Source organism: Streptomyces sp. NPDC048473 (assembly GCF_043200155.1).
Classification (GTDB): Bacteria; Actinomycetota; Actinomycetes; order Streptomycetales; family Streptomycetaceae; genus Streptomyces.
In genome coordinates, this window is the sequence record NZ_JBICXE010000021.1 from 23631 (window position 1) to 43738 (window position 20108).

The window sequence follows — 20108 nt, forward strand, 5'->3', positions numbered from 1 at the left end:
ACGGGGAGGGCCCCTGATGCCGTCACCGGCGTCAGGGGCCCTTCTCGCGCGCCGGAAGGACCCGGTCGACCGGTTCTAGTCGTGCCAGGCTCCGAGCTCCTCCAGGAGGCCCTGCAGCGGCTCGAAGACCCCCGGCGTCGCGGCGACCGTCAGATCACCGTCGGCAGGCAGCCCGGGACGGCCGCCGGTGCGGGCGCCCGCCTCGCGGGCGATGAGGTCACCGGCCGCCAGGTCCCACGGGTGGAGCCCACGCTCGTAGTAGCCGTCGAGACGGCCGGACGCCACATCGCAGAGGTCCACGGCGGCGGAGCCGCCGCGCCGGATGTCGCGCAGCCGCGGGATCAGCTTCTGGGCCACGTCCGCCTGGTGCGTACGGACGTGGCTGACGTAGTTGAAGCCGGTCGAGACGAGCGCCTGGTCGAGCGGCGGCGCGGGCCGGCAGCGCAGCGCGGTGCCTTCGCCGTACACACCGCCCTTCGCGAACGCGCCGCCGCCGAGCACCGCCTGGTACGTCTCACGGCGCATAGGGGCCTCCACCACGCCCACGACCCGCTCGCCGTCCTGTTCGGCGGCGATGGAGACGGCCCAGGTCGGCAGTCCGTACAGGTAGTTCACGGTGCCGTCGAGCGGGTCGATGACCCAGCGGATACCGCTGCTGCCCTCCGCGCTCGCCCCTTCCTCGCCGAGGAAGCCGTCCTGGGGGCGGCGTTCGGCGAGGAAGCCGGTGATCAGCTTCTCGGCGGCGATGTCCATCTCGGTGACGACGTCGATCGGGCTGGACTTGGTCGCGGCCACCCCCAGATCGGCCGGGCGGCCGTCGCGCAGCAGCGCACCGGCGCGGCGGGCGGCCTCCAGGGCGAGGTCGAGCAGTTCGGACAGGTTCGGGTCGGTCACGGCGCTCCAGGGGTCTCTAGGCGTGCGGCAGGGGCTTACGCGTACGGGCTGTCGGCGCCCGCGGCGGCGGGCTTGAGGGCCCGGGCCGGGCAGCAGCCGACCGGGCAGAGGTCATGGCTCGGGCCGAGCGCGCCCAGTGCGCACCGCTGCATGCCTCGCCCCTGCTCGGTGGCGGCGCGCTCCAGCACCAGTTCGCGCACGGCCGCGGCGAACCGCGGGTCGGCGCCCACGGTCGCGGACCTGCGCACCGGAAGTCCGAGCTCGGCGGCCTTCGCGGTGGCCTCCGTGTCGAGGTCGTACAGCACTTCCATGTGGTCCGAGACGAAACCGATGGGGGCCATCACCACGGCGGGGACGCCTTCGCCGTGCAGCGTCTCCAGGTGGTCGCAGATGTCGGGCTCCAGCCACGGGATGTGCGGGGCGCCGCTGCGCGACTGGTAGACGAGCTGCCAGGGGTACTCGACGCCGGTCTCCTCGCGCACCGCGTCGACGATCAGGCGGGCGACGTCGAGATGTTCGGCGACATAGGCGCCGCCGTCGCCGTGGTCCTCCACGGGGCCGGATGTGTCGGCGGCGGAGGTGGGGATGGAGTGCGTGGTGAAGGCGAGGTGTGCCCCGGCCCGTACGTCCTCGGGGAGGTCGGCCAGGGAGGCGAGGACGCCGTCCACCATGGGCCGTACGAACCCGGGATGGTTGAAGTAGTGCCGGAGCTTGTCGACCCGGGGCACCGGCAACCCCTCGGCCTCCAGCGCGGCCAGTGACTCGGCAAGGTTCTCGCGGTACTGCCGGCAGCCGGAGTAGGAGGCGTAGGCGCTGGTGGCGAGGACGGCGATGCGGCGGTGTCCGTCCGCGGTCATCTCGCGCAGGGTGTCGGTGAGGTACGGCGCCCAGTTGCGATTGCCCCAGTACACCGGCAGATCGAGTCCGTGCTCCGCGAAGTCCTTGCGCAGGGCGTCCAGCAGGGCTCTGTTCTGGGCGTTGATCGGGCTGACGCCGCCGAACAGGAAGTAGTGCTTGCCGACCTCCTTCAGCCGCTCCTCGGGGATGCCACGCCCACGGGTCACGTTCGCCAGGAACGGGACCACGTCGTCCGGGCCTTCGGGGCCGCCGAAGGAGAGCAGCAGCAGGGCGTCGTAGGAAGCGGGATCGCGCAGATCGGACATGGCATCGATCCTGCCACTCGCCGCGGACAGCGCTCCCACCGACATCGCCTCCCCGGCCCACCCCGGTGTCGGACGGATCACCCCGACCGTAAGCTGTATCGGCTACGTTCACGCATTACAGGCGCGTGCGATCACGCTGTTCCGGAGCCCTCCTTGCCCAGTCCCTACCGCGCGATTTTCGCCGCCCCCGGCACCAAGGGGTTCTCGGCGGCCGGATTCCTCGGCCGGATGCCGCTGTCCATGATGGGCATCGGTGTGGTGACCATGGTTTCCCAGCTCACCGGCCGTTACGGGCTCGCCGGCGCGCTCTCCGCGACGCTGGCGATGTCGGCGGCGGTGATCGGACCGCAGATCTCCCGGCTCGTCGACCGGCACGGGCAGCGCCGCGTCCTGCGTCCCGCCACCCTCGTCGCGCTGGCGGCGGTGGCCGGTCTCCTGATCTGCGCGCAGCAGCGGCTGCCGGACTGGACGCTCTTCGTCTTCGCGGCGGGCGCCGGCTGCGTCCCCAGCGTGGGTTCGATGATCCGGGCCCGTTGGGCGGATATCTACCACGGTTCGCCGCAGCAGCTGCACACCGCGTACTCGTGGGAGTCGATCGTCGACGAGGTGTGCTTCATCTTCGGGCCGATCATCTCGATCGGTCTGTCCACCGCCTGGTTCCCCGAGGCGGGGCCGCTTCTCGCCGCCGGGTTCCTGCTGGTCGGTGTCTTCTGGCTGACCGCGCAGCGCGCCACCGAGCCTGTGCCGCATCCGCGCGAGCAGCACACCGGCGGCACCCCGCTGCGCTCCCGGGGCCTCCAGGTGCTCGTGGTCACGTTCGTGGCGACCGGCGCGATCTTCGGGGCGGTCGACGTGGTGACGGTGGCCTTCGCCGAGGAGCAGGGTCACAAGGCCGCGGCGAGCCTCGTGCTGGCCGTGTACGCGCTGGGGTCCTGCCTGGCCGGAGCGGTCTTCGGACTGCTGCACCTCAAGGGGAAGCCGTCCACCCGGTGGCTGGTGGGGGTGTGCGCGATGGCCGTGAGTATGATCCCCCTCCAACTGGCCGGGAACCTCCCGTTTCTGGCCGTGGCGCTCTTTGTCGCGGGCCTCGCCATCGCACCGACGATGGTCACCACCATGGCCCTCGTCGAACAGCACGTACCGCGCACCAAGCTGACCGAGGGCATGACCTGGACCGGTACCGGGCTCGCCGTCGGTGTGGCGCTCGGCTCCTCGGCCGCCGGCTGGGTGGTCGACGCATCCGGAGCCGAGGCGGGGTACGCGGTGCCCGCCGTGGCGGGAGCGCTCGCGGCCGCGGTGGCGTTCCTGGGGTATCGCCGGCTCAGCGGGCCGGAGCCTACGGAAGGGCGCGGGGAAGATGACCGACACCGACGCACGGACGACGACGAGCGCGTGGCGTAACTGGGCGGGGAACGTCAGCGCCCGTCCGGTACGGGCCGTGTCCCCCGCCTCCGTGGCGGAGCTCGCCGAGGTGCTGCGCCGGGCGTCCGAGGACGGTCTGAGGGTGAAGCCGGTCGGCACCGGGCACTCCTTCACCGCGACAGCGGCCACCGACGGTGTGCTGATCCGCCCGGATCTGCTCACCGGCATCCGGGAGATCGACCGCGAGGCGATGACGGTGACCGTCGAGGCAGGCACCCCGCTGAAGCGGCTGAACACCGCCCTGGCTCGGGAGGGCCTGTCGCTCACCAACATGGGCGACATCATGGAGCAGACCGTCGCCGGCGCCACCTCGACCGGCACCCACGGCACCGGCCGCGACTCGGCGTCCATATCCGCGCAGATCCGCGCCCTCGAACTGGTCACGGCCGACGGCACGGTGCTCACCTGTTCGGAGAAGGAGAACGCCGACATCTTCGCCGTCGCCCGGATCGGGCTCGGCGCCCTGGGTGTCGTCACGGCGATCACCTTCGCCGTGGAGCCGGTCTTCCTGCTGACGGCCCGTGAGGAGCCCATGAGCTTCGACCGGGTCACGAACGGCTTCGACGAGCTGGTCGCCGAGAACGAGCACTTCGAGTTCTACTGGTTCCCGCACACCGGCAACTGCAACACCAAGCGCAACAACCGCAGCGCGGGCCCCGCCGCCCCGCCCGGAAAGGTCAGCGGCTGGATCGACGACGAACTCCTCTCCAACGGGATCTTCCAGGTGGCCTGTTCGCTCGGCCGGGCGGTCCCCGCCACCATTCCGTCGATCGCCAAGCTCTCCAGCCGCGCCCTGTCGGCCCGTACGTACACCGACATCCCGTACAAGGTCTTCACCAGTCCGCGCCGGGTCCGCTTCGTGGAGATGGAGTACGCGCTGCCGCGCGAGGCCGCCGTGGAGGCGCTGCGCGAGGTCAAGGCGATGGTCGAGCGTTCGCCGCTGCGGATCAGCTTCCCGGTGGAGGTCCGTACCGCCCCCACGGACGACATCGCGCTCTCCACGGCCTCGGGCCGGGAGAGCGCGTACATCGCCGTCCATCTGTACAAGGGCACGCCCTACCAGGCGTACTTCACGGCGGTCGAGCAGATCATGACCGCCCACGCCGGCCGCCCGCACTGGGGCAAGGTCAACACTCGCGACGCCGAGTACCTCGCCGGGGTGTACCCGCGGTTCGGCGAGTTCACCGCCGTACGCGACCGGCTGGACCCGGACCGGCTCTTCGGCAACGACTATCTGCGCCGGGTGCTGGGCGACTGAGCGTCGCGGCCGTTCACTGCCCGGTGTCCGTGCCCGTGGTCGCGCGGTCGCCCTGCACCGGGGCGTCACCCGCGCCCGTGGGGTCCGGTGCGGCTGTGCCACCGTCGCCGGGCGCTGCCGGGGAGGGCGTGGTCGCCGGAGAAGGACTCGTGCGGCCACCGGTGTTGTCGGACGGCGTGGGGCTGGGCGTCGCATCGGCCGAGGAACCGTCGCCCTGACCGGAGTCCGGGTTCCGGCTCTGTCCGCCCTGCGAGTCCGTACCGGGCGTCGCGCCGCTCTCCTGGCCCGGGGTCTGCCCCTGGCCGGGGTCGGTGCTGGTCGCCGGCGCCGGGTCGTTCGACCCGGAGCCCCGCTCCCCGCCGCGTACGACGGAGCCGACGGTCGTTCCCCCGCCACCGCTCAGGTCGTTGCCGGAGATCAGCTCGAATGTGGTGATGCCGGCCATCGTCACGGCGAAGACCACGACCGCCCCGAGCGCCGACCGCTTCCAGCCGCGGATACGGGTGCCGTGGGTGGTGGCTTCGGAGAACTCCTCGTCCGGGTCCGGGCGTCCCGTGGTGAGCAACTGGGTCCTGTCGAGCGGCCTCAGCAGCTGCGTATGGTCCGGATCGTCCGCCACGTTGCGCAGTACGGTCGTGGCGTCCGTCCCGCGCCGCACGGTCGTGACCTCGCGCGCACCACCCGTCTCACGCGTATGTACGGTCACCTCACGGCCAGGGTGCTTCACCTGGACCGTGACCTCGCGGATCTGCTCCCCCGTGCGACGGAAGAAGTGCTGGAAGACCGAACCGCCGCACGTGGCGACGACGCTCATCACTCCGGCGCCGAGGATCGTTCCGTACACGCCCAGTTGGGAGGCCGCCACCGCTGCCGCGATTGCTGCCACGGCGCTGCCCGCCACCTGCGGCAGGCTCAGATCTATACGCCTTCCTTTGGGTTCTATGTCACTTTCCGGCTTCTGCACCATTTCCAGCCCTTGATTGACATCTCTCCCACCATGCAACAGGAAGGGACATTTGAGCGAAGTGAATAGTTCCGCTTAGGGGGATTCTGTGAAGCAGAACACGCACGAAGGTCATTCCGCACCCGGCCGGGTAGCTCAACTCCCGCACCTCACGAGAACTTCGGCGGCGCGGCGGTCCACCCACATGGCCCGAATGGAGTACTGTGGCGAGCCCTGAGGCCGGACTCCCGCGTGGGTGTCCGGGACCTTCGGGAGGGGGCCGAAGGAGGCACTCGATCCGGCGGCGCCACGGCATCGCACGGAGACTGACTACACAGAGTGACCATTGGTCACTTTGTGTTGCACAATAGGTCACCGTGTCATACCGGCGATCAAGGGCTCACGCCCGACACGCCGGGCAACACGGCAATGTTGTGGCAGGCTGCACCCGGGCAGGCCACACTCGACTAGCGGAAGCAGCGACGCACGTGACGTCGGCAGGCACCACCCGGGAGGTCCCCATGCCCGAACTGCGTGTCGTGGCCGTCTCCAACGACGGCACACGACTGGTGCTCAAGGCTGCGGACAGCACGGAGTACACGCTTCCGATCGACGAGCGGCTGCGAGCCGCCGTGCGCAACGACCGCGCGCGGCTCGGTCAGATCGAGATCGAGGTGGAGAGCCACCTCCGTCCCCGCGACATCCAGGCCCGGATACGAGCCGGTGCCTCCGCGGAGGAGGTCGCTCAGTTCGCCGGGATTCCGGTCGACCGTGTCCGCCGTTTCGAGGGCCCCGTGCTCGCGGAACGCGCCTTCATGGCCGAGCGGGCCCGGAAGACTCCTGTGCGCCGTCCCGGCGAGAACGCCGGCCCCCAGCTCGGCGAGGCGGTGCAGGAGCGACTGCTGCTGCGCGGCGCCGACAAGGAGACCGTCCAGTGGGACTCCTGGCGCCGTGACGACGGCACCTGGGAAGTCCTGCTGGTCTACCGGGTCGCGGGCGAGCCGCACTCGGCGAGCTGGACGTACGACGCGCCGCGTCGGCTGGTCCAGGCCGTGGACGACGAGGCGCGTTCGCTGATCGGCGAGACCGACGACGTCGCTGCGCCCGAGCCGAGCTTCCCGTTCGTGCCCCGGATCGCCCGGCTGCCCCGCGACCGGCCGCTGGACCGTGCCCTGGACCGCCAGATGGAGCGCCCCACGGCCCCCGCACCCGAGCTGGAGGAGCACATCGGCGGCATCTCGGCCGGCGAGCGCGATTCGCTGACCAGCCTGCTGGAGGCGGTACCGAGCTTCCGCGGCGACATGGTGGTGCCGGAGCGGCCCGCACCGCCCGGGCCTCCGGCCATCGAGCCCGCCGTGCAGGAGCCGCAGGCCGATGAGCCGCCGGCCGCGGCAGCCTCCGCAGGCGCCGGTTCCGCCTATGCGGATGTGCTGATGCCGCGAGCGGTGGCCGGTCATCGCGACCGGCTGACCGGGACGACGGACCGCCAGGCCGAGGCGGACGGCGTCCGACCGGGCCGCCGGGCCGCCGTGCCGAGCTGGGACGAGATCGTCTTCGGTACGCGCCGGAAGAAGCAGGACTGAGGCGGGGTGACCGCAGCATGAGGAGGGCCCGTACGCCGCTGCGTACGGGCCCTCGTGCGGCATGCGGGCCTCGTGCCGTGCGCGCCGCTCGTGCCGCGTGTGCCCCTCGAATCGTGTGCGCCGCTCATGCCATGCGCGTACGGAACCTGTTACGGCGGTTCCGTACGCTCGGGCCGGTGCGCGCTCCGTCACTGGGGGGCGGGGCCCTTCGCGACAGGGCGGGACTCGTCGCCGGACCACTCGGACCAGGAGCCCGCGTACAGCGCCGCGGGGATCCCGGCGACGGCCAGGGCCAGCACCTCATGGGCGCCGGAGACCCCGGAGCCGCAGTAGACGCCCACCTCCGGCGCCCGGTCGGCGCCGAGCCCCTCGAAGCGGGCCGCCAGCGACTTTGCGGGCAGGAATCGGCCGTCGTCCCCCGCGTTCTCGGAGGTCGGGGCCGAGACGGCACCCGGGATATGGCCGCCCACGCGGTCGATCGGCTCCACATCGCCCCGGTAGCGTTCGGCGGCTCGCGCGTCGAGCAGCAGACCCGAGCGGGCCAGCGCCGCCGCCCCGTCCGCGTCCAGCAACGGCAGAGCGCCGGGTACGGGCCGGAAGTCGCCCTCGGCCGGGGTCGGGATCTCCGTCCGGAGCTCCCCCTTCCAGGCCGCGAGACCGCCGTCCAGGACCCGGACGTCCTCGTGCCCCGTCCAGCGCAGCAGCCACCAGGCGCGCGCCGCCGCCCAGCCCTGGCCGCCGTCGTACACAACCACCGGAGTGTCCCGGGAGACACCGGCTCGGCGCATCACCGCGCCGAATTCCTCCGGATCGGGCAGCGGATGACGGCCGCCGCTGCCTGCCGGACCGGCAAGTTCCGCATCAAGATCGACAAAGACCGCGCCGGGGATGTGACCGGCCTCGTAGTCGGGACGGCCGTGCGGGCCGCCCAGCTGCCAACGTACGTCCAGGAGCACCGGCGGACGTGGCCCCGCCGACTCGCTCACACATTCGGATGCGGTGATGATGGGCTTCATGGGTGCCATCCTCGCGCAGGAGCCGCCCCACCCGTAACACCTTCGAAACGGACGTATCGCATTAAAACGGCCTCTCTCTTTCGAGATCCCGAAAAGTGCGGCGCGGCCGGGGCACATCGTGCGCCGGGTGGTGCAAGCATCTGCACGGGGCGTACACATCCTGTACCGCATGACGGCACACCGGCCCCGTTCCCCCCGTACGGCCACCACGATGGTCCGAGGAGAGAGTGACGATGACCGAGGCTGCCGCCCGGCGCACGCCCGGAACACCTTGCTGGGTGAGTCTGATCGTGCACGGCCTGAGCACGACCCAGGACTTCTACGCCGACCTGTTCGGCTGGGAGTTCGTGCCGGGTCCGGACCAGCTGGGTCCTTACGTCCGCGCGCTGATCGACGGGAAAGTGGTCGCGGGCATCGGGCAGCTGCCGCCCGACCGCCATCTGCCGGTCGCCTGGACGACCTATCTGGCCACCGACGACGCCGATGTCACGGCGGAGGTGATCCGCTCCTGCGGCGGCACGGTCGCCGTCGGACCGCTCGACGCGGGCGAGGCGGGCCGGCTCGCCATCGCCTCCGACCCCAGCGGCGCGGTCTTCGGGATCTGGCAGGCCGCCGCGCACATCGGTACGGCGCTCGCCGGAACCCATGGCACCCCGGTCTGGAACGAGCTGGTGACCCAGGAGACATCAATGGTCTGCAAGTTCTACCAGACGGTTTTCGGCTACGAGGCGGAGGCGGTCGTCTCGGCCGACTTCGACTATCAGACCCTGCATCTGGACGGCCGTCCGGTGGCCTCGCTGCACGGCGTCGGCCGTGCCCTGCCGCGGGACCGCGGCCCGCACTGGATGACGTACTTCGAGGTCAACGACACCGATGAGGCCGCGCATCGCGTGGTGGAGCTCGGCGGACACATTCTGCAGCCGCCCCGGGAAGGGTCGAGCGGCCGGGTGGCGACCGTGGCCGACCCGGAGGGCGCGGTGTTCACGATCGTACGGTCGGCCGCTCCCTGAGCCGCGGGCTGCGGGGCGGGTCAGCCGGTCCGGACCCGTTCGACATGCCGATGGGCGGGGCCTGCCAGCCGGGCGTGCAGCTCGTCGAAGAGCTCGGACGCCTCGGTGCCGCTCCACTCGGTGGGCAGCAGTTCACGTGCGACACCGGGGTCGAGGTAGACAAGCCGGCGCCAGTCGGTGAGGACCCTGATGTACGTCGTGAACGCCTCGGGGTCCGTCACCGGACCTGCGATCGCGATCCGCTCGGCCACCGGACGGTGCACCGCAAGGAATTCGACGTACAGCTGCTGCAGCCGGGCGGTGTCCCACCAGGAGCGCACCTTCGCCGCAAGGTCCCCGCTGCCGTCCTTGCCCCCGCCCACCGACAGATAGTCAGCCCGGAAGAGGTCGGCGTACGAGCGCAGCCCGTGCCGGGCCAGCATGTCCTCCGCCTCGTCGTGCACATGTCCCGGTGCGATCCACACCCCGGCGGACACGGAACCGAAGCCGAGCCGGGTCAGCTGGGTGCGCAGGGTGTGGCGCTTGGCGCGTTCGGACTCGGGCACGGAGAAGACGACCAGCACCCAGCCCTCGTTCACGGTGGCCCTCCGGGCCGCGAAGATCCGCGGATCGCCGTCGCGCAGAATCCGCTCGGTCTCGGGTGAGATCCGGTATCCGGCCGCTCCGGACACCGATTCGGCTTCGAGCAGTCCGGCGCGCTTCAGCCGGGAGACCGAGGACCGTACGGTCGGCCCCTCGACACCGAGGTCGGCGAGCAGCTGGATCAGCGAGGCCACGGACATCCAGCCGTCGGTGTCGCGCGAGTACAGCCCGTAGACCGTCACGATCAGCTGCCTCGGCTGCACCTTGCCCAGCGGGCCCGATTCGGACTCGGCCTCTTTTCCGCTCACCGTGTTCACAGCGTCATCCTAAGCATCCGCACCGGACGCCCGAGGGGACGGTTCAGGCAGAGGTGACGGGCAGCACGTCCGGCGAGAGCGCGCCCGCGCGGGCGCTCGCGCTGGTCGTCCTGCGCTGGTGGTGACGTCGGCACAGCACCTCGTAACCGACCTCGCCCGCCTGCTGGTTGACGTCTCCCACGACCACCTGGGCGCCTTCGACGACCATCTCGCCGCCGACCGTACGGGCGTTGTGTGTGGCCCGTGCACCGCACCAGCAGAGCGCCTCGACCTGGAGCGTCTCGACCCGGTCGGCCAGTTCGATCAGCCGCTGGGATCCGGGGAACAGCTTGGTCCGGAAGTCGGTGGTGATGCCGAACGCGAAGACGTCCATGCCGAGGTCGTCGACGATACGGGCGAGCTGGTCGATCTGGACGGGAGCCAGGAACTGCGCCTCGTCCACGATCACGTAGTCCGCCCGGCCGCCCCGGCTGATGAGGTCGACGAGGTGCGCGTACAGATCCATGCCCTCATCGGCCTCGACGGCCTCGGTGACCAGCCCCAGCCGTGAGGAGAGCTTGCCTTCCCCCGCCCGGTCGTCACGGGTGAAGATCACGCCTTGCAGGCCGCGCGCCGAACGGTTGTGGCCGATCTGCAGCGCCAGCGTGCTCTTTCCGCAGTCCATCGTTCCGGAGAAGAACACAAGCTCGGGCATGAGGGGCTGAGCACCTTTCGGGCGGGGCGAAGCACGGTGGTGGGGAAGGCTGGCGAGGGAAAACGCGGTTACGAGCGTACTTCGAGCAGCGGGACGAGCTGCTCGACGGGGGTCATCGAGCCGTGCATTCCGACCATCACGGACTCGTGCGGCTCATTGACGGAGGCGGTGATCACCACGTCGTCGTGGGCCGCCGCGACGACGTCGCCGATCCTGCCGTGGACACGTTCGTCGATCTTCGGGCCGAACCAGCCGGCCGCTATCGCCTCGTCCCGGCTCGCCACCCAGAACTGCTCGCCGAGCACTTCCCGCCAGACGGTCAGCACATCGTTCTCGGCCCCCGGGACGGCGTACACATGACGGGCCCGGCCCTCGCCGCCGAGCAGGGCGACGCCCGCGCGCAGCTCCCAGTCCTCGTCGAAGTCGATCCGGGACTGCTCGTCGAAGGGGATGTCGATCATGCCGTGGTCGGCGGTTATGTACAGCGCCGAGCGGGGCGGGAGCTGTTCGGCCAGCCGCCGGGCCAGGCCGTCCACGTACATCAGCTGTCCGCGCCAGGCGTCGGAGTCGACGCCGAAGCGGTGGCCCTTGCCGTCGACCTCGCTGTAGTACGTGTAGACGAGCGAACGGTCACCTGCGGCGAGCCGTTCGGCGGCGACGTCCATCCGCTCCTCGCCGGACAGCCGGCCGAGGAACGAGCCCCCGCTGAGCGCGATCTTGGTGAGCGGGGTCTGCTCGAAGGCGGGGGCGGAGACCTGGGCGGTGCGCACACCCGCGGCGTCGGCGAGCTTGAAGACGGTGGGGTAAGGCTGCCAGGCCTTCGGCGAGGTCCAGGGCTGCCAGCGGAGCTGGTTCATCAGCTCGCCGGTCTCCGGATTGCGCGCGGTGTAGCCGGGAAGGCCGTGCTCCCCCGGCGGAAGTCCGGTACCGACCGAGGCCAGTGAGGTCGCGGTGGTGGCCGGGAAGCCCGCCGTGATCGGACGGCCGGTGCCGCCGCGCGAGGTGGGCAGCAGGGAGTGCAGAAACGGTGCCTCGTCCGGGTGGGCCTTGATCTGCTCCCAGCCGAGACCGTCGATCAGGAACACGCAGTTCCGGTCGGCGGGGGTGAGTTCGGGGATCGCGGCGGTGAAGCCGGGTACGCCCTGTCCTGCGGCGAGCGTGGGCAGCAGATCCGAGAGCGAGCCGCTGCCGTACTCCGGGACGGGAGCGGTGTCGACGGGGAGCAGAACGGGGTCCTGCCAGGCCGGCTGGGCCATCAGCGGCCGGTCGCCGCGGTCGCGGCCGTGGCCTCGGAGAGCGCCTGGGCGAAGGCGAGGGTCTGACGCACGGTGTCCGGGCCGTCACCGGCCTCGCTGACCCGCAGGCTCAGATCGTCGGCGGTGGAGCTGCCGGTGTAACCGTGGTCGGCCTCGCAGTTGGGGTCGCCGCAGGCGGCCGGCTCCAGGTCGATCCGGGAGACCGCACCCCAGCCGATGGTGAGGACGACCTCGCGGGGCAGCGTGCCCGGTACGTACTTCTCGGGGTTGGCCACGACGCGGCTGACCACGACCGACGAGATCCGGTCGAGCTTGACCGACTCGGTGGACGTGGTGGCGTACGGCGTCGGGGAGCTGGTGTCCGCGTTCTGCTCGTCGGTGTGGCTGACGATGAAACGGTTGTCCGTCAGGACCAGGACCGTGACGTGGCGGCGCACCTCGTTGGAGTCGAAGGTGGTCTCCTGGTGCACCAGGTACGAAGCGACCGGCTCACCGCCCACGGCGGCCTCCACCGCCTCGGCCACGAGGGCCGGGTAGTAGCCGCTGCGCTCGATCGCCGCGCGCAGCCCCTGGGTCGTCGTACCGGTCTTTGCCATGAGGACCATCCTACGGGGGGCGGATGACTGCCGGGGACGTTGTGCGGCAGGGGGGACCGGGGCCCGAGCGGTGAAGGGACCCGCTTTCGCGCCTGTCCGGCGATCGGGGACGAAACGGTGCGCTCCCGGTCAGTAGTTGGGGAGGCGGCGGGGACCGAGGTCGGTGCGGGCCGGGGGCGGCGAGAGCCGGACGCTCGCACCGAGGGCGGTCAGCCCCTGGGTGGCGACCACGACCGGTTCCAGGGCGATGGAGACCACCTCGGGATGGTCGTCGACCAGCCGGGACACCCGCAGCAGCAGCTCTTCGAGCGCCGCGGTGTCCACGGGCGCCGCGCCGCGCCAGCCGAACAGCACCGGGGCCGCCCGGATGGACCGGATCAGCTCGGCGGCATCGCGGTCGGTGGCCGGAACGAGGCGGTGGGCGGTGTCGCCGAGAAGTTCGGAGGGCGCGCCTGCGAGCCCGAAGGAGAGGACGGCACCCGCCGCCGGGTCGATCGTGGCCCGTACGACGGTGTCGACACCGCGCGGTGCCATGGCCTGGACGACGGGCTGGAGCTCGGCGGGCTTGCCGAGCAGGTCGGTCAGCTCGCCGTACGCCCGGCGCAACGCGCTCTCGTTGGCGAGGTCCAGCCGGACACCGCCGAGATCGGCGCGGTGGCGCAGATGGGGCGCGGTGGTCTTGAGCGCCACGGGATAGCCGAGCTGCGCCGCCGCGACGACAGCGGTTTCCGGGTCGGGGGCCGGAAGCGTCGGTCGTACGGTGATGCCGTAGCGGCCCAGGAGTTCGCGCGCCTCGTCGGGTGCGAGCGGCCTGCCCCGCGGGTCGGGGTCGGGGCCGAGGAGGGCGTCGATCAGGTCGGCGGTGCCCGGCTCGTCGATGGTGTCGTCGAGGAACTCGGGCACCTTGCCGGGCACGGCGGCCTGCCGTCGCCACTGCGCGTACCTCACCGCTTCGGCCAGGGCACGCACGGCCCGCTCGGCGGCGGGGTAGGCGGGGATGCGGCCGATACGGGGGCCGGGGCCGTCGTTGCTGTCCGCGCCGGTGGTGGCAGTACCGGGGCCGTCGGTGGCGGCGGTGGATGTGGCGGTTCCGGGGGCGGTGCCGGGTGCCGAGGGGGTGTGCGCAGGGTCGGGGCCGGTCGCGGTGGCGGCTCCGGTGCGCGGGGACGTCGCGGCTGCGGAGGGCTGTGCCGAAGGGCGCGGCAGCGCGACCGTGCTGGTGGCCGCGGCGAGGGCCTCCGCCAGGCCGCCGATCTCCACATGGACGACGGCCACCGGCTTGGCGGGACCGGCCGCGGCGGCGGCGTGCAGCGCGGTCGCCAGCACCTCTCCGTCGCCCGATTCCGCCTCGCCGTTCTCGCCCACCCACGGGATCGCCGTCACGACCACCGAGTCGCAGCCCTCGTCGGCGAGGGCTTCGGCCAGGGCGTCCCGGAAGTCCTGCGGGGTGGCGGCGGTGGTGAGGTCGCGGGGCGGGCGCGGGCGCAGCCCCTCGGCCAGGCAGGCGTCGTACGTGAGCAGGCCGAGCGACTCGGAGTTGCCGAGGATCGCGACGCGCGGGCCCGCCGGGAGGGGCTGATCGGCGAGCAGGAGACCCGCGTCGACCATTTCCGTCACGGTGTCGACGCGGATCACGCCCGCCTGCCGCATGAGCGCTGAGACCGTCGCGTCCGGGATCCGGCTGACCGGCACCGCGTGGCCGGGCGGGGTGGAGCCGCTGTGCCGGGCGCCCTTCACCACGACCACCGGCTTCACGGCCGCGGTGCGCCGCGCGAGGCGGGTGAACTTGCGGGGGTTGCCGAGCGATTCGAGGTACAGCAGGGCGACATCGGTGTCCGGGTCCTCGTACCAGTACTGCAGGAAGTCGTTGCCCGAGATGTCGGCGCGGTTGCCCGCGGAGATGAAGGTGGAGAGGCCGGCGCCGCGCCGGTAGAGCCCGGAGAGCAGCGCAATGCCGATCGCTCCGGACTGGGTGAAGAGGCCGATGCGCCCGGGGGCGGGCGGCTCGGGGGCGAGGGAGGCGTTCAGCCGGACGGCCTCGGCGTTGTTGATGAGGCCGAAGGCGTTCGGACCGATGATCCGCATACCGTACGAGCGGGCCTGGCGGACCAGTTCGCGCTGCCGTTCCCTGCCTTCGGCGCCCCATTCGGCGTATCCGGCGGAGAGGACGACCAGGCCCTGGACGCCGTGTTCACCGCAGTCGGCGACGGCCTCCGGAACCCGGTCGGCGGGGACGGCGACGACCGCGAGGTCGACCGGTTCGTCGATCTCGCCGATGGAACGGTGGGCGGGGACACCGTCGATCGTGCCCTGGTCCGCGGCGAAGGCGCGGTTCACGGCGTACGTACGGCCGGTGAAGCCGGCCCCGAGGAGGTTGCGCAGGACCGTGCGGCCGACCCCACCGGGAGTGCGGCCTGCGCCGATGACGGCGACGGATCCGGGGGCGAGCAGCCGTTGCACGGAGCGCGCCTCGGCCCGCTGCTCACGGCCGCGCTGGACGGCGAGGGACTCGGCAGTCGGTTCGAGGTCCAGGGTGAGATGGACGGAGCCGTCCTCGAAGCTGCGCTGCTGGGTGTACCCGGCGTCCCGGAACACCTTGATCATCTTGTTGTTGGCGGGCAGCACCTCGGCCGCGAAGCGGCGGATGCCGCGCTCGCGGGCGACGGCCGCGATGTGTTCGAGGAGCGCCGAGGCCACACCCCGGCCCTGATGCGCATCCTGGACGAGGAAGGCGACCTCGGCCTCGTCGGCGGGCGCGGAAGCGGCCCGGCCCCGCTCGTCGATCCGGTCGTAGCGGACGGTCGCGATGAACTCGCCGCCGACCGTGACCGCGAGCCCCACCCGGTCGACGTAGTCGTGATGGGTGAAGCGGTGCACGTCCCTGTCGGACAGACGCGGATACGGGGCGAAGAAGCGGTAGTACTTCGACTCGTCGGAGACCTGCTCGTAGAAGCTGACCAGCCGTTCGGCGTCGCCCGTGGTGATGGGCCTGATCCGGGCGGTTCCTCCGTCGCGGAGGACCACGTCCGCTTCCCAGTGGTCGGGGTACGCGTGATGCGGACTCTGCTCCGGCGAGGGCTGCATGCGCAAAGACTACGGCTCCGTCAGCGGTCGCGTAGGTCTTGGCGCCGGGGCAGTCTGAGGGGGCTGATCGGCGGTACAGCACGGGTTGTGGGCGTGCCGCGAGTCGGCCGGAGCATCGCGCACCACATGAGAGACTGGTCTAGACAACCATTGATTCGTGAAGGGCAGAACCATGGCTGAGCGCCGCGTCAACGTCGGTTGGTCCGAGGGCCTGCACGCCCGCCCCGCTTCCATCTTCGTCCGTGCCGCCACGGCTTCCGGCGTCCCCGTGACGATCTCCAAGGCCGACGGCAACCCGGTGAACGCCGCCTCCATGCTCGCGGTGCTCGGTCTCGGAGCGCACGGTGGCGAGGAGATCGTGCTCGCATCCGAGGCCGACGACTCCGAAGCCGCCCTGGACCGTCTGGCGAAGCTGGTTGCCGAAGGGCTGGATGAGCTTCCGGAGACCGTCTGAACCATTTTCTGCGAGAGAGCCGCGGCACCCATATTCGGGGCTGCGGCTTTTTCGCTTTCCTGACCCGGGACGACCGGAGCGAATTCGGGCAGCCCAAAGAAAGCCCTCACAGAGTTACGACTCTTTGTATACGGCGTAATTGTTAATGCCGAACGCCCGTGGTGTTTACGGAATGTTGCGAAGTCCTCACCCGGTCGGCGCGGGAGGCGGCGGGCCGGCGGCCCGGCCTGTCGGTGCGGCGCAGCCGGTGAGCGGCCGCGGCCCGTTCGGCATGCTGGGTGGCCAGCGCCCTGGCCCGTTCCGCGTCACCCCGCACCACCGCGTCCACGATGGCTCCGTGCTCGGCCCAGGAATCCACCGGCCGGGCCGGCTGCTCGACCGTGTACATCCAGGCGATCTTGTGCCGGAGCTGGGTGAGCAGCGCGATCAGCCCTGGACTGCCGGAGGCCTGCGCCAGCGTCTCGTGGAACCAGCCGCCCAGCGAGCGCAGATCCTCCCCCTCGCCCCGCCGGGCCCGCTCCTGGCCGAGTCTGACCAGACCGCGCAACACCTTGAGATGTGCCTCGGTGCGGCGCTGCGCGGCGCGCGCGGCGCCCAGCGGCTCCAGCAGCATCCGGACCTCCAGGAGGTCGGCGGCCTCCTGCTCGGTGGGCTCGGCGACGCAGGCGCCCGCGTGCCGGCGGGTGACCACGAAGCCCTCGGACTCCAGGGTGCGCAGCGCTTCCCGTACCGGGACACGGGAGACCCCGTAACGACGCGCCAGCAACTCCTCGGTGAGCCGGCTGCCGCGTTCGAAGACACCGGAGACGATGTCGTCACGGATCGCCGTGCATACCGAATGCGCCGGAATACGCATGTCCGAACCTCCGCCTTAATCCCCGCGAAACGCGGCCGACCGACGCCTCTTCCGTGACTCTATTGCAATGCGGCCGCATTTCCGATGCCGGGTGTAAATCCATGAATATCTTTTGGCCACAGGACGGTTCGGCGGGCAGGTACTGCGGGCGGGCGCGGGGCCGGGTACGGCGAAGGCCCCGGCGTGCTGCCGGGGCCTTCGGGGGTGCTGCGGGTGGAGCGTCGGTCAGACGTTGACGCCGTGGGCGCGCAGGTACGCGACGGGGTCCATGTCGGAGCCGTACGACGGTGTGGTCCGGGCCTCGAAGTGGAGGTGTGGTCCGGTGGAGTTGCCGGTCGAGCCGGAGAGGCCGATCTGCCGGCCCGCGCCGACGCTCTGGCCGACGGAGACACCGATCGAGGAGAGGTGGCCGTACTGCGTGTACGTGCCGTCCGTCATCCGGAGCACGATGTTGTTGCCGTACGCGCCGCCCCAGCCCGCCTCGACGACCGTACCGGCGCCGACGGCGACGACGGAGCTGCCGGACGCGGCGTGGAAGTCGATGCCCGAGTGGCTGCCGGAGGACCAGAGCGAGCCGCTGGACTTGTAACCGGTGGTGACGTACGAACCGGCGACCGGGAGCTGGAAGGAGCCCAGGCGGGTGCGCTCGGCGGACCGGGCGGCGCGGGCCTTCTCGGCGCGTGCCTCGGCCGCGCGCTTGGCGTCGGCCTTCGCCTCCGCCTTCTTCCTGGCTTCGGCCTTCTTCTTGGCCTCGGCCTTCCGCTGGGCCTCCGCCCTCGCCTTGGCCGCGACATCGGCCTGGTGCTTCTGCGCGTCGGCCTGGGCGTCGATCTGGTCGGCGAGGGCGCCCTCGATGGCGATGACCTGGTTGAGACCGGTGTCGCTGACGGAGGCGTCCGCGGCGAGGGCCGGAGAGGCCATGCCGCCGATGACGCCGGTGGTGGCCAGAGCCGCGACGCCGGCGATCTTCGCGCTCCTGCGCGTCAGACGGTTCGGGGCACGATGCTTCCCGGTGGCACGGGTGAACGCCATGAAGTGGCTGATCCTTTCCTTCCTTCTCGCCTACCGGGTTAGCTGACGGGTTCGGAGCAGGAAGGTCTCCTACGGACGCCCCGGCCTCACCGAGGCTCAGGCATCCGATTCACCCCAGGGACTTCATGGGTCCCCGGCTCCCCAGGCTCGCGCCTGACGGGGACTCGGCGATGGCTGCCCGGTACGTCACGGATGCGGCATACGAGTGACGGACAGCCCAGCCGACGCTAAGCGGGGTCACTTTCATTCACCAAACGGACAGGCCGTTTTGTAGCGCATCCCACAGGGCAGACAGGCAACCTCCCCACCAAAACGGACAAAAAGGAAGACCCCGACGAGATCTGACTCACAGGGGTCTTCCTTCTGTCCCGGTATGCGGACATATGACGGGTCGGTGGACTGGTCAGCGCTGCCGGTGCGGCTGGTGCTCGGTCGAACGTGACAGTCGACCGGTGAACTGTCACACGCGACAGGGCGGCCGGTCGGCCGTCGCCCGCGGCGGGCCGGACGATCGTCCGGCGTCCACGACGGGTACGCCCGTCAGCCGGCGACCACCGACACCTCTCCGACGCCCAGGGCCCGGATCGGCTCCTCGATCTGCGCCGCGTCACCGACAAGGATCGTGACCAGCCGGTCGCCCGGGAAGGCGTTGACCACCGCTGCGGTCGCCTCGACCGTGCCGGTCTCCGCGAGCCGGGCGTACAGCTGTGCCTGGTAGTCGTCCGGGAGGTGCTGCTCGACCTGGTCGGCGAGGGTGCCCGCGACCGAGGCCGCCGTCTCGAACTTCAGCGGTGCGACACCCACGAGGTTCTGCACGGCCGTCTCGCGCTCTTCATCGGTCAGCCCCTCGGCCGCCAGGGTCCGCAGGACCGTCCACAGGTCCTTCAGCGCCGGTCCGGTGGACTCCGTGTCCACCGATCCGCTGATGGCGAGCATCGCGGCACCGGTCGCCCCCGAGGCGGAATCCGGGGCCGACGACCGCAGCACCTGGGCGAAGGCCCGTACGCCGTAGGTGTAGCCCTTCTCCTCGCGCAGCACACGGTCCAGCCGGGAGGTGAGCGTGCCGCCCAGGCAGTACGTGCCCAGCACCTGGGCCGGCCACACGCTGTCGTGCCGGTCGGCGCCGATCCGGCCGATCAGCAGCTGCGTCTGCACCGCGCCCGGACGGTCGACGATCACCACTCGGCCGGTGTCGTCGGCGGTGATCGGCGGGGCGGGACGTGGCTCGGCGGTGTCTCCCGACCAGTCGCCGAGGGTGTCGGCGAGCAGGGCGTCCAGGTCGATGCCGGTGAGGTCACCGACGATCACGGCGGTCGCCGTGGACGGCCGGATGTGAGCGTCGAAGAAGGCACGCACAGCTGCCGAGTCGATCCGCTCCACCGTCTCCTCGGTGCCCTGGCGCGGGCGCGACATCCGCGCCGCGGCCGGGAAGAGCTCCTTGGAGAGCTGCTTGGCGGCGCGCCGGGCCGGGTTGGCCTGCTCGTGCGGGATCTCGTCGAGCCGGTTGCGTACCAGCCGTTCGATCTCGCTGTCGGCGAAGGCGGGCGCCCGCAGCGCCTCGGCGACCAGCGCGAGCGCCTTGGCCAGCCGGGAGGCCGGGACCTCCAGGGAGACCCGGACACCGGGGTGGTCGGCGTGCGCGTCGAGGGTGGCGCCGCAGCGCTCCAGCTCGGCGGCGAACTCCTCGGCGGTGTGCTTGTCGGTGCCCTCGGACAGCGCCCGCGACATGATCGTGGCCACGCCGTCGAGGCCCTCGGGCTCGGCGTCCAGCGGGGCGTCGAGGAAGATCTCGACTGCCACGACCTGCTGGCCGGGGCGGTGGCAGCGCAGCACCGTGAGGCCGTTGGGCAGGGCGCCGCGCTCCGGCGCGGGGAAGGCCCAGGGGCGGGCGACGCCGGGGGCGGGCTGTGGGTGGTACTGCATCGAAACTCCAGTCGCGGCAGCGTCG

Annotated in this window: 17 protein-coding genes and 1 riboswitch; of the genes, 5 read left to right on the forward strand and 12 right to left on the reverse strand. The window is 71.4% G+C overall.

Annotation, left to right across the window (positions count from 1 at the left end; all coding sequences use genetic code 11):
* Nucleotides 1-75: 75 nt before the first annotated feature.
* Complete coding sequence (locus ACGFU7_RS28500; RefSeq protein WP_393699414.1) at nucleotides 76-894, reverse strand: inositol monophosphatase family protein; 819 nt, start codon at nucleotides 892-894, stop codon at nucleotides 76-78.
* 35 nt (nucleotides 895-929) lie between these two features.
* Nucleotides 930-2057 (reverse strand): ferrochelatase, encoded by a 1128-nt coding sequence (locus tag ACGFU7_RS28505; RefSeq protein ID WP_393699416.1) that lies wholly within the window; start codon nucleotides 2055-2057, stop codon nucleotides 930-932.
* A 153-nt stretch (nucleotides 2058-2210) separates the two neighbouring features.
* On the opposite strand from ACGFU7_RS28505, the gene ACGFU7_RS28510 reads away from it, so the two are divergent.
* Entirely contained in the window at nucleotides 2211-3458 is a 1248-nt protein-coding gene (locus ACGFU7_RS28510) for an MFS transporter (protein WP_393699418.1), read from the forward strand.
* Nucleotides 3415-4737, forward strand: coding sequence for a D-arabinono-1,4-lactone oxidase (locus ACGFU7_RS28515; RefSeq protein ID WP_393699419.1), 1323 nt, complete (start codon nucleotides 3415-3417; stop codon nucleotides 4735-4737). Before ACGFU7_RS28510 ends, ACGFU7_RS28515 begins: the two co-directional genes overlap by 44 nt.
* A 13-nt stretch (nucleotides 4738-4750) precedes the next feature.
* Here ACGFU7_RS28515 and ACGFU7_RS28520 read toward each other — a convergent pair whose 3' ends face one another.
* Nucleotides 4751-5704, reverse strand: a complete 954-nt coding sequence (locus tag ACGFU7_RS28520) for a hypothetical protein (protein ID WP_393699421.1) — start codon at nucleotides 5702-5704, stop codon at nucleotides 4751-4753.
* Between the two features lie 497 nt (nucleotides 5705-6201).
* Between ACGFU7_RS28520 and sepH the strand changes: the two genes are divergently transcribed.
* On the forward strand, nucleotides 6202-7263 hold the full coding sequence (gene sepH / locus ACGFU7_RS28525) for a septation protein SepH (protein WP_393699423.1): 1062 nt from the start codon (nucleotides 6202-6204) through the stop codon (nucleotides 7261-7263).
* Nucleotides 7264-7451: 188 nt separating this feature from the next.
* Here sepH and ACGFU7_RS28530 read toward each other — a convergent pair whose 3' ends face one another.
* The gene (locus tag ACGFU7_RS28530; protein ID WP_393699424.1) at nucleotides 7452-8279 is read right to left on the reverse strand and encodes a sulfurtransferase; all 828 of its coding nucleotides are present in this window, start codon (nucleotides 8277-8279) and stop codon (nucleotides 7452-7454) included.
* A gap of 233 nt (nucleotides 8280-8512) precedes the next feature.
* Between ACGFU7_RS28530 and ACGFU7_RS28535 the strand changes: the two genes are divergently transcribed.
* Nucleotides 8513-9289 carry a VOC family protein gene (locus tag ACGFU7_RS28535; protein WP_393699425.1) on the forward strand — a complete coding sequence of 259 codons (777 nt, stop codon included), beginning with the start codon at nucleotides 8513-8515 and terminating at the stop codon, nucleotides 9287-9289.
* A 20-nt stretch (nucleotides 9290-9309) separates the two neighbouring features.
* Here ACGFU7_RS28535 and ACGFU7_RS28540 read toward each other — a convergent pair whose 3' ends face one another.
* The 5 genes from ACGFU7_RS28540 to ACGFU7_RS28560 all read right to left on the reverse strand — a co-directional run bounded on the left by ACGFU7_RS28540 (nucleotide 9310) and on the right by ACGFU7_RS28560 (nucleotide 15818).
* Nucleotides 9310-10188, reverse strand: a complete 879-nt coding sequence (locus tag ACGFU7_RS28540; RefSeq protein ID WP_393699427.1) for a PaaX family transcriptional regulator C-terminal domain-containing protein — start codon at nucleotides 10186-10188, stop codon at nucleotides 9310-9312.
* A gap of 43 nt (nucleotides 10189-10231) precedes the next feature.
* The gene (locus tag ACGFU7_RS28545; RefSeq protein WP_393699429.1) at nucleotides 10232-10882 is read right to left on the reverse strand and encodes a thymidine kinase; all 651 of its coding nucleotides are present in this window, start codon (nucleotides 10880-10882) and stop codon (nucleotides 10232-10234) included.
* 68 nt (nucleotides 10883-10950) lie between these two features.
* Nucleotides 10951-12138 (reverse strand): alkaline phosphatase family protein, encoded by a 1188-nt coding sequence (locus tag ACGFU7_RS28550; protein WP_393699431.1) that lies wholly within the window; start codon nucleotides 12136-12138, stop codon nucleotides 10951-10953.
* Nucleotides 12138-12734, reverse strand: a complete 597-nt coding sequence (locus ACGFU7_RS28555) for a DUF5998 family protein (protein ID WP_093898945.1) — start codon at nucleotides 12732-12734, stop codon at nucleotides 12138-12140. The genes ACGFU7_RS28550 and ACGFU7_RS28555 overlap by 1 nt, the downstream gene beginning before the upstream one ends.
* A 129-nt stretch (nucleotides 12735-12863) precedes the next feature.
* A complete protein-coding gene (locus ACGFU7_RS28560; protein ID WP_393699433.1) occupies nucleotides 12864-15818 on the reverse strand; it encodes a GNAT family N-acetyltransferase in 2955 nt (984 codons plus the stop codon).
* A 172-nt stretch (nucleotides 15819-15990) separates the two neighbouring features.
* Here ACGFU7_RS28560 and ACGFU7_RS28565 point away from each other — a divergent pair, with 172 nt between their 5' ends.
* Entirely contained in the window at nucleotides 15991-16272 is a 282-nt protein-coding gene (locus ACGFU7_RS28565) for an HPr family phosphocarrier protein (RefSeq protein WP_393699435.1), read from the forward strand.
* 142 nt (nucleotides 16273-16414) lie between these two features.
* Here the strand turns inward: ACGFU7_RS28565 and ACGFU7_RS28570 are convergent, their stop codons facing one another.
* From ACGFU7_RS28570 to ACGFU7_RS28580, 3 genes are all read right to left on the reverse strand, one after another.
* Nucleotides 16415-17128 (reverse strand): GntR family transcriptional regulator, encoded by a 714-nt coding sequence (locus tag ACGFU7_RS28570; protein WP_393699436.1) that lies wholly within the window; start codon nucleotides 17126-17128, stop codon nucleotides 16415-16417.
* A 225-nt stretch (nucleotides 17129-17353) separates the two neighbouring features.
* Nucleotides 17354-18160 carry a M23 family metallopeptidase gene (locus tag ACGFU7_RS28575; RefSeq protein WP_393699438.1) on the reverse strand — a complete coding sequence of 269 codons (807 nt, stop codon included), beginning with the start codon at nucleotides 18158-18160 and terminating at the stop codon, nucleotides 17354-17356.
* A 13-nt stretch (nucleotides 18161-18173) separates the two neighbouring features.
* Nucleotides 18174-18340: riboswitch (cyclic di-AMP (ydaO/yuaA leader) on the reverse strand.
* A gap of 360 nt (nucleotides 18341-18700) precedes the next feature.
* On the reverse strand, nucleotides 18701-20083 hold the full coding sequence (locus tag ACGFU7_RS28580; protein ID WP_393699554.1) for a M16 family metallopeptidase: 1383 nt from the start codon (nucleotides 20081-20083) through the stop codon (nucleotides 18701-18703).
* Nucleotides 20084-20108: the final 25 nt, after the last annotated feature.

Coding starts and splice junctions, on each gene's coding strand:
- ACGFU7_RS28505 (WP_393699416.1), bottom strand. CDS start 2,057: ATGTCCGATCTGCGCGATCCCGCTTCCTACGACGCCCTGCTGCTGCTC.
- ACGFU7_RS28515 (WP_393699419.1), top strand. CDS start 3,415: ATGACCGACACCGACGCACGGACGACGACGAGCGCGTGGCGTAACTGG.
- ACGFU7_RS28520 (WP_393699421.1), bottom strand. CDS start 5,704: ATGGTGCAGAAGCCGGAAAGTGACATAGAACCCAAAGGAAGGCGTATA.
- sepH (WP_393699423.1), top strand. CDS start 6,202: ATGCCCGAACTGCGTGTCGTGGCCGTCTCCAACGACGGCACACGACTG.
- ACGFU7_RS28530 (WP_393699424.1), bottom strand. CDS start 8,279: ATGAAGCCCATCATCACCGCATCCGAATGTGTGAGCGAGTCGGCGGGG.
- ACGFU7_RS28535 (WP_393699425.1), top strand. CDS start 8,513: ATGACCGAGGCTGCCGCCCGGCGCACGCCCGGAACACCTTGCTGGGTG.
- ACGFU7_RS28545 (WP_393699429.1), bottom strand. CDS start 10,882: ATGCCCGAGCTTGTGTTCTTCTCCGGAACGATGGACTGCGGAAAGAGC.
- ACGFU7_RS28550 (WP_393699431.1), bottom strand. CDS start 12,138: ATGGCCCAGCCGGCCTGGCAGGACCCCGTTCTGCTCCCCGTCGACACC.
- ACGFU7_RS28555 (WP_093898945.1), bottom strand. CDS start 12,734: ATGGCAAAGACCGGTACGACGACCCAGGGGCTGCGCGCGGCGATCGAG.
- ACGFU7_RS28560 (WP_393699433.1), bottom strand. CDS start 15,818: ATGCAGCCCTCGCCGGAGCAGAGTCCGCATCACGCGTACCCCGACCAC.
- ACGFU7_RS28565 (WP_393699435.1), top strand. CDS start 15,991: ATGGCTGAGCGCCGCGTCAACGTCGGTTGGTCCGAGGGCCTGCACGCC.
- ACGFU7_RS28570 (WP_393699436.1), bottom strand. CDS start 17,128: ATGCGTATTCCGGCGCATTCGGTATGCACGGCGATCCGTGACGACATC.
- ACGFU7_RS28575 (WP_393699438.1), bottom strand. CDS start 18,160: ATGGCGTTCACCCGTGCCACCGGGAAGCATCGTGCCCCGAACCGTCTG.
- ACGFU7_RS28580 (WP_393699554.1), bottom strand. CDS start 20,083: ATGCAGTACCACCCACAGCCCGCCCCCGGCGTCGCCCGCCCCTGGGCC.